22 protein-coding genes are annotated in these 17498 nt (G+C 59.6%); 10 read left to right on the top strand and 12 right to left on the bottom strand.

The genetic code is table 11. The annotated features are described in order from the left end of the window. The first annotated feature begins 28 nt into the window (after positions 1-28). Together DHV10_RS11255 and DHV10_RS11250 are read left to right on the top strand one after the other, a co-directional pair. The gene (locus DHV10_RS11255; RefSeq protein ID WP_109486559.1) at positions 29-2032 is read left to right on the top strand and encodes a M1 family aminopeptidase; all 2004 of its coding nucleotides are present in this window, start codon (positions 29-31) and stop codon (positions 2030-2032) included. 199 nt (positions 2033-2231) lie between these two features. Next, complete coding sequence (locus tag DHV10_RS11250; RefSeq protein WP_162601437.1) at positions 2232-3398, top strand: hypothetical protein; 1167 nt, start codon at positions 2232-2234, stop codon at positions 3396-3398. 56 nt (positions 3399-3454) lie between these two features. Here DHV10_RS11250 and DHV10_RS11245 read toward each other — a convergent pair whose 3' ends face one another. Continuing rightward, positions 3455-4369, bottom strand: coding sequence for a PilZ domain-containing protein (locus tag DHV10_RS11245; protein WP_109486411.1), 915 nt, complete (start codon positions 4367-4369; stop codon positions 3455-3457). 333 nt (positions 4370-4702) lie between these two features. On the opposite strand from DHV10_RS11245, the gene DHV10_RS11240 reads away from it, so the two are divergent. Then, positions 4703-5134, top strand: a complete 432-nt coding sequence (locus DHV10_RS11240; protein ID WP_109486410.1) for a hypothetical protein — start codon at positions 4703-4705, stop codon at positions 5132-5134. Positions 5135-5154: 20 nt separating this feature from the next. Here the strand turns inward: DHV10_RS11240 and DHV10_RS11235 are convergent, their stop codons facing one another. Both DHV10_RS11235 and DHV10_RS11230 read right to left on the bottom strand, forming a co-directional pair. After that, complete coding sequence (locus DHV10_RS11235) at positions 5155-5874, bottom strand: DUF2306 domain-containing protein (RefSeq protein ID WP_239461502.1); 720 nt, start codon at positions 5872-5874, stop codon at positions 5155-5157. 115 nt (positions 5875-5989) lie between these two features. Then, on the bottom strand, positions 5990-6316 hold the full coding sequence (locus DHV10_RS11230; RefSeq protein WP_109486409.1) for an ArsR/SmtB family transcription factor: 327 nt from the start codon (positions 6314-6316) through the stop codon (positions 5990-5992). A 56-nt stretch (positions 6317-6372) separates the two neighbouring features. Between DHV10_RS11230 and DHV10_RS11225 the strand changes: the two genes are divergently transcribed. Further along, complete coding sequence (locus DHV10_RS11225; RefSeq protein WP_109486408.1) at positions 6373-6777, top strand: response regulator; 405 nt, start codon at positions 6373-6375, stop codon at positions 6775-6777. Between the two features lie 58 nt (positions 6778-6835). On the opposite strand, the gene DHV10_RS11220 is transcribed toward DHV10_RS11225, so the two are convergent. Together DHV10_RS11220 and DHV10_RS11215 are read right to left on the bottom strand one after the other, a co-directional pair. Continuing rightward, on the bottom strand, positions 6836-7342 hold the full coding sequence (locus tag DHV10_RS11220; protein ID WP_204101388.1) for a septal ring lytic transglycosylase RlpA family protein: 507 nt from the start codon (positions 7340-7342) through the stop codon (positions 6836-6838). 167 nt (positions 7343-7509) lie between these two features. Beyond that, positions 7510-7758: a hypothetical protein gene (locus DHV10_RS11215; RefSeq protein WP_109486406.1), complete on the bottom strand. Its 249-nt coding sequence runs from the start codon at positions 7756-7758 to the stop codon at positions 7510-7512. On the opposite strand from DHV10_RS11215, the gene DHV10_RS11210 reads away from it, so the two are divergent. The 3 genes from DHV10_RS11210 (at position 7742) to DHV10_RS11200 (ending at position 10184) form a co-directional block, all read left to right on the top strand. Further along, positions 7742-8287 carry a hypothetical protein gene (locus DHV10_RS11210; protein WP_239461499.1) on the top strand — a complete coding sequence of 182 codons (546 nt, stop codon included), beginning with the start codon at positions 7742-7744 and terminating at the stop codon, positions 8285-8287. The two genes, DHV10_RS11215 and DHV10_RS11210, sit on opposite strands and share 17 nt — an antisense overlap. Before the next feature lie 114 nt (positions 8288-8401). After that, a complete protein-coding gene (locus DHV10_RS11205; protein ID WP_109486404.1) occupies positions 8402-8857 on the top strand; it encodes a lysozyme in 456 nt (151 codons plus the stop codon). Positions 8858-9197: 340 nt separating this feature from the next. Continuing rightward, positions 9198-10184, top strand: a complete 987-nt coding sequence (locus tag DHV10_RS11200; protein WP_109486403.1) for an acyltransferase family protein — start codon at positions 9198-9200, stop codon at positions 10182-10184. Between the two features lie 134 nt (positions 10185-10318). Here DHV10_RS11200 and DHV10_RS11195 read toward each other — a convergent pair whose 3' ends face one another. Beyond that, the gene (locus DHV10_RS11195; protein WP_109486402.1) at positions 10319-10603 is read right to left on the bottom strand and encodes a hypothetical protein; all 285 of its coding nucleotides are present in this window, start codon (positions 10601-10603) and stop codon (positions 10319-10321) included. Continuing rightward, entirely contained in the window at positions 10603-11451 is an 849-nt protein-coding gene (locus DHV10_RS11190) for a hypothetical protein (protein ID WP_109486401.1), read from the bottom strand. Before DHV10_RS11190 ends, DHV10_RS11195 begins: the two co-directional genes overlap by 1 nt. Positions 11452-11637: 186 nt before the next feature. On the opposite strand from DHV10_RS11190, the gene DHV10_RS11185 reads away from it, so the two are divergent. Further along, the gene (locus DHV10_RS11185) at positions 11638-11982 is read left to right on the top strand and encodes a phage holin family protein (RefSeq protein ID WP_109486400.1); all 345 of its coding nucleotides are present in this window, start codon (positions 11638-11640) and stop codon (positions 11980-11982) included. Positions 11983-12000: 18 nt separating this feature from the next. On the opposite strand, the gene DHV10_RS11180 is transcribed toward DHV10_RS11185, so the two are convergent. From DHV10_RS11180 to DHV10_RS11170, 3 genes are all read right to left on the bottom strand, one after another. Further along, entirely contained in the window at positions 12001-12495 is a 495-nt protein-coding gene (locus tag DHV10_RS11180; protein ID WP_109486399.1) for a hypothetical protein, read from the bottom strand. Beyond that, positions 12492-13052, bottom strand: coding sequence for an RNA polymerase sigma factor (locus DHV10_RS11175; protein ID WP_162601436.1), 561 nt, complete (start codon positions 13050-13052; stop codon positions 12492-12494). The genes DHV10_RS11180 and DHV10_RS11175 overlap by 4 nt, the downstream gene beginning before the upstream one ends. A 143-nt stretch (positions 13053-13195) precedes the next feature. Further along, positions 13196-13903 carry a tetratricopeptide repeat protein gene (locus DHV10_RS11170; protein ID WP_109486397.1) on the bottom strand — a complete coding sequence of 236 codons (708 nt, stop codon included), beginning with the start codon at positions 13901-13903 and terminating at the stop codon, positions 13196-13198. A 173-nt stretch (positions 13904-14076) separates the two neighbouring features. On the opposite strand from DHV10_RS11170, the gene DHV10_RS11165 reads away from it, so the two are divergent. Further along, entirely contained in the window at positions 14077-14466 is a 390-nt protein-coding gene (locus DHV10_RS11165; protein ID WP_109486396.1) for a hypothetical protein, read from the top strand. Positions 14467-14507: 41 nt separating this feature from the next. Here the strand turns inward: DHV10_RS11165 and DHV10_RS11160 are convergent, their stop codons facing one another. Both DHV10_RS11160 and DHV10_RS11155 read right to left on the bottom strand, forming a co-directional pair. After that, a complete protein-coding gene (locus DHV10_RS11160; RefSeq protein WP_162601435.1) occupies positions 14508-14825 on the bottom strand; it encodes a hypothetical protein in 318 nt (105 codons plus the stop codon). A gap of 45 nt (positions 14826-14870) precedes the next feature. Beyond that, positions 14871-15227, bottom strand: a complete 357-nt coding sequence (locus tag DHV10_RS11155) for a hypothetical protein (RefSeq protein WP_109486394.1) — start codon at positions 15225-15227, stop codon at positions 14871-14873. Positions 15228-15389: 162 nt separating this feature from the next. Here DHV10_RS11155 and DHV10_RS11150 point away from each other — a divergent pair, with 162 nt between their 5' ends. Further along, positions 15390-17342 carry a SpoIIE family protein phosphatase gene (locus DHV10_RS11150; protein ID WP_109486393.1) on the top strand — a complete coding sequence of 651 codons (1953 nt, stop codon included), beginning with the start codon at positions 15390-15392 and terminating at the stop codon, positions 17340-17342. The last annotated feature ends 156 nt before the right edge of the window (positions 17343-17498 follow it).

Genomic DNA, 17498 nt, shown 5'->3' with positions numbered 1-17498 from the left:
GGGAATAGCCATGCGTCTAATGATTGAAATGAATCGGAAATGTTCGCTCCGCAGGCTGGCCTTTTCGGCCATCCTGCCCATTCTTGCGGCGGCCTCTTTAGCCGCGCAGCCAACGGCTCGGCCCGAGCGGCCCACCCTCAACATCAGCGCCTACGTGATCGACGCCGAGATCGACACGGCTACCCACAAGCTGACGGCCAAGGCCGCCCTTACCCTGACTGCGCCTGAAAACGCGGAGATGGTGAGCTTCGGCTTCCACCCCGCGCTGAAGGTGAACAAAATCACCGACGACAAGGGCAAGGTCCTCACCGGCGAGCGCTCCGCGGATGGAACCATCCGGGTGACCCCGGCGACCCCGCCCGTGGCCGACCAGCCGATGCACTGGACCTTCGACTATGAGGGAGTGATCACCGGCAACGAAGACGGCCCGGTGGAAGGGCTGAAGCTGGCGGCGATCCAGGAGCCGATCACGTACTTGCTCTATCCGGCGCGCTGGTTCCCGACGACGGGCTTCATGACCGACCGCTTCACGGCCGAGATTCACATGCGCGTGCCGCAGGGGATGAAGGTCTTCGGGAGCGGTGCTCAAGGCCAGCCGAAGACGGTGAAGCTCGCCGACGGCAAGCCGGGCGACGAGTACGACTTCAACTGGAACAAGCCGGGCTTCCCGGGAACCATTATCGCGGGACGGTTCGTTGGTCCGGTCTCCGCCGGGATGGGCAGCCCCAACGTCTACCTGACGGTGAGCCACCAGGCTGCGGGAAACCAGCTGGCGCAGACTGCGAGCCGCCAGTTTGCGTTTTTCACCGATAAGTTCGGAGCGCTGGAGAGCGGCCGGGTGAACGTCGTCGAGCTTCCAGACGATACGCTGCCGGCGATGTACGCGCCGGAGCTCACTGCGATCATGGGCTCGCGGACTGGAGATAAATCCGGCGTCCGCCTGCTGGCGAACACCATGGCCCATCTCTGGTGGGGTAGCGAGGTCAGCCCCAAGACGCTGAATGATGCGTGGATCACCAACGGCATGTCGCGCTACGGCGAGCTGATGTATATCGAGGACGAGAACGGAAAGACCGCGCTGAAGACCGCGCTGCAGGATGTCTCGGCCGGAGCTCTGGCCTACGACACCATTCCGCTGTCGAGCGTGTCGCGCCTGAGCCCCTTCTCGCCGGAATTTCAATCGATGACTCTGGAGAAGGGCGCGGAGATCTTCCACATGCTGCGCGGCGAGATCGGCGACAAGGCTTTCAGCACCGTTCTGAAAGCTGCATTGAGCCAGTACACGGACAAGGGCATTCGCGCGACGGACTTCTACAAGGTGGCCGAAGCGCAGAGCCAGCAGCAGCTCACTCCATTCTTCTCGCAATGGGTCGACGGCACTGGGGCGCCTACCTTCACGAACAAGTACTCGGTATACCGGCTGGGGAATAACAAGGGATTCCGGACGATCGGGCAGATCAATCAGGATCTCGATCTCTTCAACATGCCGGTCAATCTGCGGGTAGAGACGGACGGCAAGACCGTGGACCAGAAGGTCGACGTCGTCGGCACCGACTCGCAGTACACGGTGGACACCTTCGGAAGGCCGCGCCGCATCTCCATCGATCCCGGCGACTGGGTTCTGAAGTCTTCGCCCGATCTGCAGGTGCGCATCGCCATCCTGAAGGGACAGCAGTTGGTCGCGCAGAACGATCTGGTCGGTGCGCTGGCCGAGTACCAGAAGGCGCTGCAGGCCAACTCGCAGAGTTCGCTGGCCAGCTACCGCATCGGCGAGGTGCTCTTCACGCAGCGCAACTACCAGGCTGCCGTAAATGCGTATCGCGATGCGTTGCGCGGCGATGGCGAGCCGCGGTGGACGGAAGTGTGGAGCCACATCGCCATCGGCAAGATTTTTGACCTCACCGGCCAGCGCGATCGCGCGGTGCAGGAGTATCGCCTGGCAGTGCAGACCAACGACAACACACAAGGGGCGGTGAACGAAGCGCGCCAATGGCTGTCGAAGCCTTACAAGATTCCTGAAGCCGGACAATAACCTCGAAGCGGAACTTCTACGATTCAAAAACAGCCCAGGGCGCGAGCTCTGGGCTTCTGCTTTTGGGAAGCAGTCCATTCCGTCCCCGTAATTGCGCGGTTGGCAACATTCCTCCTCTTTCTATCTGCTGCGATTCAAACCCGAACAGCCATGAGCGGCATCTTCATTGGTCAGGAAAGTTGATCAAAAGGAGTTCCTCATGCTGCGTAACACCTTGCTCGCCTGCGCAACCGTTCTGGCTGCAGGCGTTGTCGTTTCGCCCTTGCCCGCAATCGCACAGACCACTCACGTGGCGTATGTCTACGTCTCCAATCTCGTCAGTCCGAACACCAGCACCAAACACGATCTTTACGCCTACGGCGCACGCGCCGACGGCAGCCTGTATCGCGTGACCGGAGCTCCGTTCAACTACGACATCAACGACCTGTGGGATAACAGCCACTATCTCTTCGGGCTGAGCGGAACGCAGATCGACAGCTACTGGATCAGCTCAACCGGTGCGCCGCAGCTTGTGGGTACTGTGGATGCTGCGTCTCACGCCAGCAACTTCTGCGGCGGCATTGGACCGCTCAAGGTCGACCACTCCGGACGCAATCTCTATAACCCGATCGCCGACGGCGATTGCATGGGCTTCAGCTTACAGACCTACGCGATCGGCAGCACCACGGGCAAGCTCACCTACAAGGCGACCTCCGACGAAGTCTTCCTCGGAGGGCAGGAACTGGACTTCCTCGGCAATAACCTCTTTGCTTACTCGCCGGTTTGCACAGGATTCGACCATGAATCAGTCGGGTTCATCAGCGATTTCAGCCGCGCCTCGGACGGCACGTTGCACGTCATCCATTCCAGCAACGCGGCGATCACACCCAAGAACTCGTCAGATGAATACTGCCCTCTGACAATCGCCACAGATCCCACTAATCATCTCGCCGTTCTTGAGCAGGAACTGGATATCTTCGGAGACCCCTACGGTCCGCCTGCTATTGCCACGTACAGCGCGACCACAACCGGCAACCTGACCACCACGAGCACCTACAGCAACATGCCGCACACTCGTTCGGGAGCCCGCGTCATGCGTATGGACCCATCGGGCAAGCTGCTGGCGGTGGCCGGCTCCAATGGGCTTGATATCTTCCACTACCACGGCGCCAACCCGGTGACCTTCGCGAAGACACTGCTGACAGGCGTGCCGGTTGATGCGCTCTATTGGGATCACAGCAACCACCTGTACGCGGTGACGCGATCCAACATCGGCAAGGGCAAGCTTTATGTATTTACGGTGACGACGAGCGGAGTATCGCAGGCGCCGGGATCGCCTCACTCAATTCCGAATGCTGACTCGCTGATCGTTCGAGCCACAAACTAATGACTGCCCGGGTGCCCCATGTCTCCTGTCGTTGGAGACATGGGAGCCCATCTGTATCACCCTCGTTGAATTCTCTGCATGAATTTTTGCAGCTGCACGAGCTGTTCCGGATTTTTTACCCCGAGCATTGGGTTGCGATGCGCCGGCTCGTCGTCGTAGACGAATCCAACACCGTCCGGCCCCGTTCGCACCACCTTCGACTGCACGGAGATCATCGCCTCCACCTCGTGGCTCACCGGATTGGTGATTTGTAACCCGACCAGCAGGCTCGTTCCCTCTGTCCATCGATCCTCGGTACGCACATAGAAGCCATCGGTGCTGATGTTGCTTACCTCCTGTGCACGAGGACTGCCGATGGAAAAGTAGGCCACCGATCCGGGGATGACGTGACGCTTTCCGCTGCGGCGATCGGACGATGGGGATCTTGGCTCTTGCTTTTTGCTCCCGAATAGCCCTCCGAAGAGATTTCGGAGACCGCCGGCGAGCTCATCCCGGAGGTGGCCGTGTTCGCCGCTTGCGCTCTTCTGGTCGGAGTCCCCGGAATCGGCAGCCTTCCAGCGCTTGCGCACGCCGGTGACGACGTCGCGTATCTCGAGCTTGTCCTCAAACTGAATGCGCGCCGCGCTCAGGCGACCGGCCGGAAGTACGATGGCGCTTTTCGCGAAGATCTCCGGCAAGTCCATCGTCGCCTGCCGGTAGCCCTCGATGCAGCGCAGCACTTCGAAGTGCTCGTCGAGATAGACGATGTCGAGCTCAGGCATGAAGCTGACGCGGGGAATGCCGCGGTAGGGGTTCAGCCAGATGCCGCCGCTTGCGATGTCTTTGAGCCTCTGGGCGACGACGGCGAAGGTCTCGCGGGAGGTGTCGATCTCCACGACCTCGGGCGTGACCACGGTGCCCTCTGTCTGATTCCAAATCCGCAGCCTGGCTTTCGCAGACCCCGGCTTAGTCGAATTGGATTCGACACTCATGGCCCAGATTTCCCTTCCGACGGGGACACCTTAACACGCCCGCTGCGCATTCTCTAGTGACGACTTCGGGGCGGGGGTGAATAAGTGCGGCGGATTCAAAGACTCGTGCATCAAGGATGGCCGAAATTCCTTGCGGCACTTTGCTCCGCCGCAACCACTGTCCGGGAATGCGTCACAAGCAGGTGATTACGATCACTACCAGGCCGGGGCGCATTTCGATTACCTCATTTGCATCGAGTGATCCTGCTCGCACCTCCTGTGTTTTCAGGATTCGCGGCGATTACGTTGCTATACTTGCGAGCGTCGAATGATCGGCCATAGGAGCGGCAACCCATGAGACGCATCGTTCTCTCCGCTTTCTCGCAATGCATCGCGTTGACCGCATTCTGCCAGTCGCCTGCCATTACGACCGCAGCCGCGCAAAACGAGTCCGGCCTCCCATCAACCCTCGTTGAGCCGCTATTCAGCCTGGAGAGCGGCCTGAACACCCGAAGCGTTCCCTTTCAGGCGCAGCCCTGTAGTGCTGATCGGAAGGAGGCCGCCAAGCCAGATGCAAGCTGGCATTTCAAGCCTCCATGCCTGGACCCGCGGGTATTCGCCATGAGTGCGCGGAACAACATGCAGGCTCTACTGCCCAGCGGAATGGCGAGACCGATTCCGATTCCTACCGAGTGGCCGAACGCCAGGTTTGAACCCATCCCGACCGAGTGGCCGAATCTGAAGATGCTGCCGATTGCGCAGCTGGCCGCTAAACCCGCGAAGTAGCCGGGCCCGCCTCAGCGGGATTATGACAGCACATTTGACCGCTTGATTACGGATCGCAGCCACAGTTCGATGACGATGGTGTTGATCGAGAAGCCGATCCAGAATGCGATGCCGAAGAACTGGCTCGTCGTGAGGTGCGTGAGGCGCTCCGTTGCAAAGAAGACGGCCATTACCGGACGCGTGGAAGCGATTCCCAGCAGAACGGCTACGGCTCGGGTCATCCATATGCGGCGGCCGATTGCGTCGCCTTCGCGCCATCGCTGATAGGCTTTGGCCAGCGAGAGCAGGAAGAGCGTGTCGAAGACCAGCACCGCGGAGCGCTCGAGCCATCCTCCCACGGCGTAGCGGCTCATGCCGTAGGCAGTCGCGCCGGTGATCGCGCCGAGAACGAAGAAGGCACTCTGCAGAGTGCCGGCCTTCTCCGGCCTCAGCCTGAAGATGATAGGAAGTAGGAGTACGAACGCCAGCGCGGCCGTGATGTGAACCCAGGTAAGGACGGCGTGGGACTTGAACCAAGCGTCGAGATTGCTCATCTCGGGCGGTCCGCCGACGGAAGAAACACTTGAGAGCACGATCATCCGCCGGATCACGACTGCCACCGCGATCACAACACAAACGCAGAAGCCAGCCTTCAACCAGCCCGGATACGCAGCGAAGGTGCGCGCAGGACGGCTCTCAGCAGTGCTCCTTGTCTGCTCTGGCGTTTGAACATCCGACGAGTATTCTGCTGCGGCCTTCATAGCGTTGACAGTAGGTCCCGCCGAAGTCGCTGTCCACCGGATTTACAAATCTTTGCACTGCGCGAAGGGAAGAGCGGGCGAGTAAGAAGGTAGTTGGAGGAAAGGCGGGCCTCGACTACTTCGCAGCCTGCTTTTCGAGGATGCGAACCGACTCGCCCACCTGCTTCTCGAAGTAACTGCGCATGACGTCGAGCATCTTCCAGAGCAGCGGATCCCGCACCGAGTAGAACACCTGATTTGCGACCTTCCGCGTGGTCACGATCTGCCGCGCGCGCAAGACCGCCAGGTGCTGCGAGATGTTTGATTGCTCAGCGTCAAGCCGCTCGGCCAGGACTCCCACGGTCAACTCGCCATCCCGCAACTCGTCCACCAGGGCGATGCGCGTGGGATTTCCCAGAGCTTGAAACACCTCGGCTTTGAACTGGCGCAGGGAGTCAGGCATGTGCGTTAGTATATTCGAAGATTCGCATATTCCTTCCCCCAGGTCCTGCTGTCGAAATGTGCGCCTTCCGTTCCGGTGAAAAACCACGCGTCCTGGTTGCGGACGATGAAAAAACCATTGCTGACACGCTCAAGCTGATTCTAACCGGGGCCGGCTACGATGTGAGGGTCGTCTACAACGGGATCGCTGCGGTAGAAAAAGCCGTCGAGTGGTCTCCGGACCTTCTGCTCAGCGATGTCTACATGCCGGGGCTCTCCGGAATCGATGCTGCGATCCAGGTCTGCGAGCATCTGCCCCATTGCAGGGTCCTGCTCATCTCTGGCCAGGCCGACCTGCAGGAACTTCGCCGCGAGATTCAGTCGAAGTGCCGGAGGTTCGATGTGTTCCCAAAGCCGGTCCACCCGACGGAGCTGCTCGAGCGCATGCAGGCGATGCTGTCGCAAGCGGACGGTCAGCCCTAAACGCCGAGGGCCGACCCAACCGGGCCGGCCCTCGTTCCACCCCTCTGATTTGGTGTTTCTAAACGCCCGGATGGCCGATCGACAGTACTTCGATCGAAACGCGTGCTACGCCGGCCTTGGTCATGCTCAGCTTTTCGGCCGCGGCGTGCGACAGGTCGATGACCCGCCCTTTGACCAGCTCAGCGCGATCGGTGATACGGACCACAACCGACTTGTGGTTGCGCAGGTTGACAACGCGCACCTCGCTGCCGAAGGGAAGCGTGGGATGGCATGCGGTCATCTCGTCCTGACTGAACTCTTCGCCGCTGGCCGTCTTCTTGCCGTCGAACTGATCGCCGTACCAGGAGGCGATTCCCTTGAGGAGTTTCGAATGCGGCTTCGGAGCGGGGGCGCTCATCTGCGGCGTCGCGTTGGCGACCACCGCGGGGGAAGTTGCTGCTGCGGGCCGTGGCACTCCAGCATCCGCCTGCACTGTCCGGGCGGGAAGCGTACACAACATCCCGGCCAATGCCACGCAAGAGGTCCCAATCAGCAGCCATAACGGCAGCGGCTTTTTGGGGATCATGTTGGTTGCTTCTGGTCGTTTGAGCATTGTTTAAGTTTACCAGCCGGGGTAGCAGAAACCGGGGCTTCCGGCGGCTGCTGCGGGGGCGGTATCCTCCAATGAAGTCAACGAGATCCAGGCAAAAACGAGGTCAAAGAACCCGTAATACGGTACGGAAGTCCAAGCCTCTAGGAACGCAATTCAGGGTTGCGGCGATCTCTGCCCAAATCCTGGTGCAGAATCGTCTTCTTGCCTTCTTCCGACCACTCGATGGCCAGTGTCAATCGCGCCCTGGCAATGCGCCGGGTACGCGCGGGAATCCCCGTAGCGGCAAAGAGTACCACGACAAACTCCAGGTCGGAAAGGAACTTTTGCCCGGTACGCGCCGTCATTGCAGTGCAGCAAATCGGGAAGGCTTGTATGTCATTGAAATCCATTGGCTTCGTCCTCCTGGCGGCGCTCGGCCCGGTGGCCCTGTCGAACAACGTTGCCAAGGCGCAGGATCCGGCTGGAGTGCCTCCAGCGATCCGTTCGGCCACTAAGCTCTTTCTTTCCAACGCAGGTGCGGAGAGAGGACTGTTTCCAAAACCCTTCAGCGGCAATCCCGACCGGGCGTATACCCAGTTCTATTCAGCTCTGAAAGCCGCCGGACAAGCGGGACGATACGAGGTGGTTTCCGATCCGTCTGATGCGGAACTGGTACTGGAACTGCGGTTGATAGCCCCGGCTGGCCCGACCAATGCCGATAAGCAGAAGGGAGCGTCAGACCCGCTGCCGGAGTTTCGCCTTACGATTTACGACGAAAAAACCCACTACATTCTTTGGACGCTGAACGAGTCAATCGGAGTTGCCGCTCTGCAAAGAACTCACGACCGCAATTTCGATGAGGCTCTGACCAAACTGCTCGTTGATTTTGAGCAACTTACAGGCAAAACTGCGGCGGCTGCGGGTTCCAGAAAAAATTAGCCGGCGTTTTGCAGTCTAATTCGCCCAAGCTGCTAACTTGGAACTATAGGCCGTTCGCCAGGCGTTTCCAACCGGAAATGCGGGCGAGCGGCCGTTCTGTTTGGGAGAAAGACTATGCACCTCAGCGCTGCAGGACTGGAACTGCTCAAGAAGTCCGAGGGATTCCGGGATCGGGTTTACTCGGACGTTGCCGGCTTCAGGACCATCGGCTATGGCCACCGGCTCACCGGGGCCGAGTCGTACCCGGCGGGCATCACGATGGCTCAGGCGGAGTCGATCCTGGCTGCCGACGTTGCAATCGCCGAAGGGGCCGTAAGCCGACTCGTCCGGGTGCCCCTGAGCCAGGGGCAGTTCGATGCGCTGGTGGATTTCGTGTTCAATCTTGGAGCCGGGCGCCTGGCATCGTCGACGCTGCTCCGGTATCTGAACTCTGGCAGATACGACGATGCGGCGTGGCAGTTGCTGGTCTGGGATCACGCGGGCTCGCGTGAACTGGCGGCGCTGAAGCTGCGGCGGGAAGCGGAGTTTCGGCGGTGGTGCCCGGGTGGCGCGGCAACCAAAGCCGCTTGAGGGTGACGCGCAGGTGACGAGTTGAAACGCAGGGGGAAAGCATCCTCGGGGACTCGACGATTTTGAGCTGTTGCACGTGCGCCCGCTGATTCAGAATGTCATTCCGTCGACCGAAGGTCGCCACCGGCGAACGCAAAGAACCGTGGGTCCAGGAGCTTAAAATCTGCGCCGTATACATCTGAGCAGCAAGTCCAAACGGCGATCTACTGGCGAGATCCTCATTTCGAGTTACCGGATGAGGTCTAACTCAGCACGCCACAAACCCAGTCATGAGCCTTTTGGGGGATACTGAGCTTTCGCTTCGGCAGCTTAATTTTGAGATTCTGTCTGCGGGTCGCCGATGATAGATCAGGATCAGAGAATCATCTCGCTAGATGGCTGGCGCGGGATCGCCATACTGATGGTCCTTATTGACCATTATCAAACTTTTTACCTGCGAATCCCCGCGTTGCCGTGGCTGGATTTGGGACAACATGGGGTGCAGGGATTCTTCGTGCTTTCCGGATACTTGATCACCTCACATTTGCTCGCGGAGGAGCACATTGATCTCAAAACGTTCTACGTGCGACGTCTCTTCCGTATCATGCCAGCGGCCACCACTTTTCTTCTGATAGTCTGCCTCCTGCGACTGACCAATGGAGACTTCCGAGACTTTGATATCTTCGGCTGCCTGCTTGTGTTCCGGAATTATCTAGGTCAAACAAGCGTCAATACCTACACAGCGCATTTTTGGTCGCTATCGATCGAAGAGCAGTTCTATCTCTTTTGGCCTGCTATTCTGGCGACGGCTGGCCGATGCCGCGCCTCCATTATCGCCGTGTCGTTGATAATCTCTATCGCGATCTTTCGGATACTCAACTGGAACTACTACTCAAACTTCTATACCGGCTACATGCATACAGAGATACGCGCCGATGGGTTGTTGATCGGATGCGTACTAGCAATCGTTGTTGCTGACAAGGCTTTTTATGCGCGGATGGAGCGGTGGGCACGCCCGGCATTCTGGCTCGCACTGATAGTCTTCGCGCTTGATACGCTCTGTTTTCATGAAATCATTCCGCTACACGAATCGGTTGCCATAGCGGTTATGCTTGGTGCGACATCTATCAAGCCGCAACTGCTGGTCAGTCGTGCACTTGAGTGTGCTCCCTTGAAAATCATGGGAGCGTGGTCTTATTCGATATACCTGTGGCAGGGTCTTTTTCTCCGCTCGACCGCTGGCCCCGCTTGGCCTGTGCTTCTCGTCGGTTCAGCGCTGGTCTCCTACTACCTGATTGAGCAGCCATTTCGGCAGGCAGGTCGCAGATTCATCGCACGCCGTTCCTAGGTAAGCGAGCTAATTCCGCCGCCGGTTAATCTGATCCTTATTCCTCCAGCAAATTCAGGAGCAGAAACCGAAATCGTCACGCTAGCTCAACACAGCCTACGAGAGGCAGTTCTGGCAGCAACGTTCTGACGACCTCAACGCGCACAACGAGGCCAAGCGGATTCTTCGATGATCTGCATCTTCTCTTCAGGCTTGATATACCCCTTGCGCCGGAACCAGTCTTCCATGGCGGGCTGAAGGCGGTCGAGGGGAACGCGGTGACCGGCCTCCATGAGGCCATCGGCCACAGGAAGTGTGTCGTCGAAGATTGCGTCGTTGGTGAAGTTGCGCATGGCGAAGTTGTCGATCCACTTCAGGAGACAAGGGTGACTAACCCCCCCCGCATCGACTCGCATGACGGTGAGCTTTCGCGCGAACATTACTTCTTTTCTACTCCGATCTTCGTGTCCTTTTGCGGCTGAGCCTCGACTTTGAAGCGCTTGTAGTCGTAGCAGCGCTCGCGAAAGCGCTGGCGGAGACTCTTGAGCAGCAGCACGCGGGCCTGCACCGTTCCTTCGGCTCCGGTCGGCAGCCATATCTCGCCGTTGACCTTGTTCTGGTCGAAGCGGAAATTCGAGCCCTTCTGCACCGTGGCGACGAGTCCGCCGATCATGCGGAAGTTGTCAGTAAAGCTGACCTCGAGATGCGCCACCTGCCGGTCTGCTTCGTTGACCCAGAGCGTGCCCTGCAGCTTCTTCGAGGCGTCCTCGGCGAAACCGTGAGTCTTTGCGTCTTTGCGGCCGACGAAGTCGAAGACGATGGTGGGATCGCCGCGGTAGAGCTCGCGCCGCGCGTTGCGCACGTCCATGATTTCGAGCAAGCGGCCTACGGTGATGCTGGGCCCGTCGAGGGGCTTGTCGCGCGGGGTCTTCTCGGCTTTTTCGACCAGCTTGGTCACGCGTTCGGTCTCCTTGCGCTGGGCGTTCTCATCAAGCGGCTTGTCGTTGCTCTTCACTTTGCGCTCGATCACGTGGCCATTCACGAAGAAGTCCTCGAACTCCGACGACTCGGTCTTCTTCACCTGGCCGTTGGCATCCACGTCCTGCACAACCTGGTAGGAGGTGTAGGTGTAGTTTTCGCGGATCTGGTCGAGCTTTCTCTGGTGCTCCTGCACTTCGCGCATCAGGTCGCGGATGTCCGGCAGGGGCTGCTGGCATGCCGCGTTCTTGAGCGACAGCGCGCAGGCGAGGCTGACGACGATCCGGAGGAGACGATTACAACCGTGCATGAACGAGATTGGCCCTTGGTGACACTGAGTCGCGAAGTTACACGTACTAAAGAAGGTACCCTGTTGTTACTTACTAGAATGGTCGCATAAAAACGCGACCGGGACATTGCGGGGCGGGTTATGATGGCTTACCAATAAGGGTAGAGACCACCCACTCCAACCGCCGCATCGGGAGAAGAACCCAGGATGTTTCGAGCGCTCATCCACTGGCTGCTGAGTGCCATCGCACTGATGATCACGGCCAACTTCGTGCCCGGCTTCTATGTGAACGATGTTCACTCGGCCCTGATTGCGGCGCTGGCCATCGGCATTTTGAACGCGACGCTTGGGTTCCTGATGAAGGTGATCACATTCCCATTCGCGATCCTGACCTTTGGACTTTTCCTGATTGTCATCAACGCGTCGATGATTCTGCTGGCGTCGAAGATGGTGACCGGACTGACGGTCTATGGATGGGTGCCGGCGTTCTGGGCCGCCGTCGTGCTGGCAATTCTGGGAATGCTGATCCGGTCGATTATGAAGGACGAATAAGCAGAGATCCGCCGGGAGTCACCTGGACTGATCTGCAGATGCAGGCTCGCTCGTGTGCGCCTTTGCCTTCTTCTTCGCTACGGGCTGCTGCTTCGCGGGTTCCTGAACATGCTTCTCCACTACCGGAGCGGCGATGACCGGTCCCTCGACCGTCTGTGGAACGTGCATGGCTCCTGCGGTGCTGAACCTTCCGGCGCTGTTCGGCAGTTCCGGCTGAACGAAAGCGGCAGGCACTGGCGCGATCTGGATATGCGAGTAGACGCCCCATCCTCCGCCCGCTATCGCCAGCACGATTGCGGCAGCAGCGGCAGCGCGCGCTCCCGCACTGCGCATCCAGCCATCGGCCGGCGCAAACGGCCAGGCGATAACGGTGGCCTTATTTGGCGCGGAGCGCAGTCCGGCCTTGACGCGATCTTCCAGTCCGGCGGGCGCCGGCAGGGCGGCAATCATCCGCAAGGTGTCATCTGCTGAAAGAGCGCCGGCACTTCGGTCAAAGTGAGATTCTGAACTCATGGTGTACTCCTCTTGTGCTGGAGCAGCTCGGCCATCTGATTTCTGGCGCGAAAGAGCCGCGAGCGCACGCTGGACTCCGTAACGCCGAGCACTGCGGCGATCTCCACGCTGGAGAGTTCCTCGAAGGCCGAGAGCAGCATGACCTCGCGCTCGCGCGACGGGAGCTGTTCAACGCACGCGAGCACCCTTGCATGGTGTTGCAATGCGGCGGCTCTCTGTTCCGCGGTCAAACCCGTAGCGGGCAGCACGCGCGCCAGGTCGGCGATGTCGTCGGTTTCGGGGCGTGTCTTGGCGCGGCGCTTGCGGTCGAGCACGATGTTCCAGACGATGCGCACCAGCCACACGCGGTGGTCGCGGATTTCGCCCAGCGTCTCGCGATGGCGCAAGACGCGCAGAAACGCCTCCTGCACGGCATCTTCCGCATCCTGCTGGTTGCGTGAGACAGAGAAGGCTACGCGATAGAGCGTGCTGGCATACTGGTCGACCAGCGCCGCCAGTGCTGCTTCGTCCGCGTGCTGGCGAGCTGCGTCATGCACAGAGCTCTCGACGATCTCCATCCAACCTGGAACTAGTGTCTGGCTGGCGCTCATACAAACACCAGACGCAGACAGGCAAGAAAATGCTCACATCAGCAAAACGGCGATCTGGACTCCCAGACCGCCGCTCTGAACCAAACCGCCGTAGACGGCAACCGGGCTAACTACTTGTTGCCCGCCAGCTTCTGCGCGGCGATGGATCCGGCGGCGCCTTCCTTGTCCGAATCCTTGATCTTGGCCCACAAGGCTTTTGCCTGCCCCTGCTTGCCGGTGGCGTCATAGAGATCGGCAAGGTCGAGCTGCGCCACTCCAGCGCTCACGGTCTGCGAGGGCTTGGCGATAATTTCGTTATAGAGGTCGATGGCCTGCTGATCGCGGCCCGTCTGACGGTAGATAGAGGCCAGCGCCACCTTGGCAAGATTCGCGAGGTTCCGGTTCCACGAGTCGGCCACCTTCTTCAGGTCGCCCTCTGCCGCCGAGGTCTGCCCCAGTTCCTGCTCGGTGACGCCCTGGAAGTAGCGGGCCTTGGAGCCTTCCGTCAGCCAGCCATACTTGTCCGCAACTGCCTTGAACTGCGCATTCGCCGCCTTGGCGCGATCGGCAACCGTGGCGTAGGTTCCCGGCTCGGCGGGACCGCCCGGCAAGGCCAGGGGCGCCGTGTAGATGTCGAGTGCCTGACCAAGGGCCTGCTCCGCCCCGCCCTGCTGCACGTTCCAGAAAACCAAAAATCCAATTCCTACAACCAAGACCACGGCGGCGCCGATGGCCCAACGCACCACGTTGCTGCGATGTCCGCTGAGCCAGGTGACGCTGGTTTTGGTGGCCTGGGCAAATTTATCGCCCTTCAAGGCATGACGCGTTTGTGTATCCACTTGTTTGTTTGTCCTTCTCTACGATCAACTTGCAGGCGAGTCCGACCAGGGCGGGGCACAGCCAATGCAACCCTACTAGTCTAACAGTGGGCGAAGAATGCAGTCCACCGAATGCGGGCCCGGTGTGACCCTCATCCTTGCCCCTTAAACCGCAGAGACGATAGGCTAAATCCATGTACGAAGACTTCCACGTGACCGACCGCTGGACCGGCGAGGACCTCCACTGCCAGTGGAGAGCAAACATTGTGGCCATCGCCACCCGCCACGCCGACGCCGTCGACATCCGCTTCGATGTGAACGGCCGGCCTATGTGGATCGCTCTGCCCTGCACCGCTTGGGTGGAGCAGAAGAAGCGCTCCGGCAAGGTCATCACGGACCGCATCGCCGTCCAGATCGCCGGCCGCCACCTCAAGCAGCTCATCGAAGAGGGCTACGACGCGGCCCGCGAAATGTACACCGTCTCAGTGGAGGAAACGGTGGCGCATCTCGATGCGATCGTTGCTGAAGGGAAGCAGCTGGGCGGATTGCCTGCACTGCCGGTCGGGGTTGAGGCGACGGGCTGAAGGGAGCGGAGAGGCTCTCGCAATAGATGTTGCCAATGCTCCTATTCAAATTCCAGATTCGCCGGATCAAGTGCACTCATTGCCATCCCTCTTTTTCCGTTCTCGATGACGCTCGCTTTCACCTCTGGCGGGAGTTTCGCGAACTCCGCATCGATACCCTGCCTGATCGCTGATTGATCGGCGGACTCGGGTACGTCCTTGCCCACTTCTTCGAACGTTGCATCGTCAATCCAGACCTGGCCGCGGCTGAGCAGCAATGCTCCGTAGGAAAGTGTCTGCGCATCTACCGGCACATCAAGGACTAGGCTGTACTGTTTCCAGCCAGTTGTGCCGCGGACCATTCGATCAGGTTCAGACATGTTGTCGAAGGCCACCGGATGAAAGTCCGGACCGTCAACGCGAAATTATAATCCTGCTCCTCCGCCTCCCACATCGTCCGTCTTGAGATACGCAGCAAAGCGAATCCGCTTTCCACGATAGTGATCTGCCTTGATCTGCTGGATGATCGAGCCAAAGGAGATCTGGGTCTCACTCGCGTCACTGGGCGGCTTCTCGGCGCTGCATGTCTCGCACTTGATGCTCAGGCTTGACGTACCTCCGTGTTTGGTGGAGGTGTCGCGCGAGAGCTGGTACACCTGTTTTGGGTCGTTACCGGTCCGATACCATCCCGTCAGAATCGGTTTTGGCACGGAAGGATGGTCAGATTGCCCCAGCAGAGATAAGGTGCTGAGCGCAAAGACAGCGCCTGCAAAGATCCTCATAGTGACCTCTCTGGTTTATTCAGAAACTTCTAGGGATTGCGATGAATATCACTCGCCCTGATTGAATATGTCAATCGATTTTCGAAGCGTCGTGTCTGCTCACATCAAGGCGATAGCAGATCTGTTGTCTCTCCAGCGCCGACTGTGACACCATTCCTCACAATGCTTCCCCGCAAGGCCCTGATCCACTTTCTGCTTTTGCTCGCCATGCTGTGCGTGAGTGGTGCAGAAGCTGTCCGTGCGCAGGCTTTTGACCTCGCGAAGGACCGCCTGCCGATCGCGGAGCTGGACGGACTGTGGCGCTTTCATCCCGGCGACGATCCGCACTGGGCCGACCCTGCATTCGACGACTCCTCATGGCCGCTGCTTCGGTCAGATCGTGGCTGGAGTTCGCAGGGCTATCCCAAGATGAGCGGCTTCGGCTGGTATCGCTTCAGAGTGAAGATCCCAGCCGGGTCAGCTCCCCTGGCTCTTTACTTCCCGAGATTCCTGACCAGCTATGAAGTCTATGCCGATGGCCGCTTGCTGGGCGGCTTTGGCGGAATGCCGCCACGGCGCAACCTGCAGACGGGGCGACCTCCCGTTTATCGGCTGCCCGCGACCGCTCAATCTCAGGCAAGCACGATACTGATTGCGATCCGCGTGTGGCACTGGCCGTACTGGGCGCATTACTACGGAGGAGGGCCGCAGAGTGCGGGCTACATCGGAGGCGCAGCAGCCATCGACCGCATGCGCGTTGCGGATTTCCCGGGCGATCCCTGGAGCTGGGCTCCGCCGCTGTTTTCCGCGCTGCTTTGTTTTCTCGGGGCCATCTTTGCGCTGGGATTTGCGTGGCAGCATCGGCGCGAGCGCGAGTACTTGTGGTTCGGAGTCTGGCTGCTCTTCAAGACGTATATCGAGGCCCTGGCCTGCGCCGGGAATTTTGGAACGATCAATATCGACTTCCGCGAGATCTCGCGGGCTGCAGCGGAGGGCGCCGGAACGCTCGCCTTTCTCGCGTTCTATATTCACCTTCTGCACGGCCGCAAGAACTGGTTGTTCTGGGTTTCCGCCTTCGTCTCCTTGACGAGGCCCCTGCCATTCCTGCTCGCCATGATGGGGATCTTCACGCAGACACAGGTGAGTGCCTGCAACTTCTCTACCCTGGTGCCTCCAATCATTTGGGTCCTCATCCTCGTTACTGTCAAAGCTTTCGAGGGAGTTCCTGACGCGCGTCTTCTGCTCGGTCCCACGCTGCTGGTGGAAGGCGTAAACCTCGCCGGAATCGTGACCTTCGAGATGTTTGCTCTTGGCCTGACACACGGCTCGATGAGTGCGACCCGATTCTTCAATCTCAGCGCGCGCCCGTTCATCGATGTCATCTTTCTTTCGGCGATGCTCGCGATCCTTGTCGGCCGATTCACGCGGACGCGACGGCACGAAGAACATCTTGCCGGTGAACTTCAGGCTGCACGAATCGTGCAGCAGATCCTCATTCCGGAACAAGCACCTCGGATTCCCGGCTTTGCAATCCAGAGCTGCTACATCCCTGCAGGCGAGGTCGGTGGAGACTTTTTCCAGATCCTGCCTGCAAACAATGGCGGAGTGCTGGCCGTAATCGGCGATGTGAGCGGAAAGGGACTGCCGGCTGCGATGACAGTTTCGCTGCTGGTGGGAACGGTGCGAACTCTGGTGCAGTACACGCAGAGCCCGGGCGAGATATTGGCCGCCATGAATGGCTGCGTGCTCGGCCGCAGCGGTGGGGGATTCACTACCTGCCTCGCACTGCGCGTGGATGCCGACGGAACCCTCACGGTGGCGAACGCCGGCCATCTCGCTCCATATCTCGACGGCCGCGAGCTCGCGACAGACAACGGGCTGCCTCTTGGGCTCTCCGCGGAGTCGAAGTATCCCGAGCTGACCGTCACCCTGCATGCCGACCAGCGGCTCACTCTGTTGACGGACGGCGTAGTCGAGGCTCGCGATGCCAGCGGCGAACTCATGGGATTTGAACGCGCATGCGCGCTGTCAACCGAAGCAGCGGAACGAATCGCCGAGGCGGCCCGGCGGTTTGGGCAGGAAGACGACATCACGGTGCTGACGCTCGATCTGCAGCCTGTCGCTGTTCCGGCCTGATGCTTAGCGATCAAGCACGTTCTGAACGCCGCATTGCGCCCCTCCCGTCAGAGATACCTGATTTGATACTTGCAATCCTTTTGCCTCCGAGATCATTATTTGTTCGCCCCTTCCGGAAAACTTCATAGAACCTGTTGGGAAACTGGGCCGCTACGG

Source organism: Occallatibacter savannae (genome assembly GCF_003131205.1).
Taxonomy (GTDB): Bacteria; Acidobacteriota; Terriglobia; order Terriglobales; family Acidobacteriaceae; genus Telmatobacter; species Telmatobacter savannae.
Note: the sequence above shows the minus strand (reverse complement) of the source record. Positions and strands in the feature narration are given on the sequence as shown.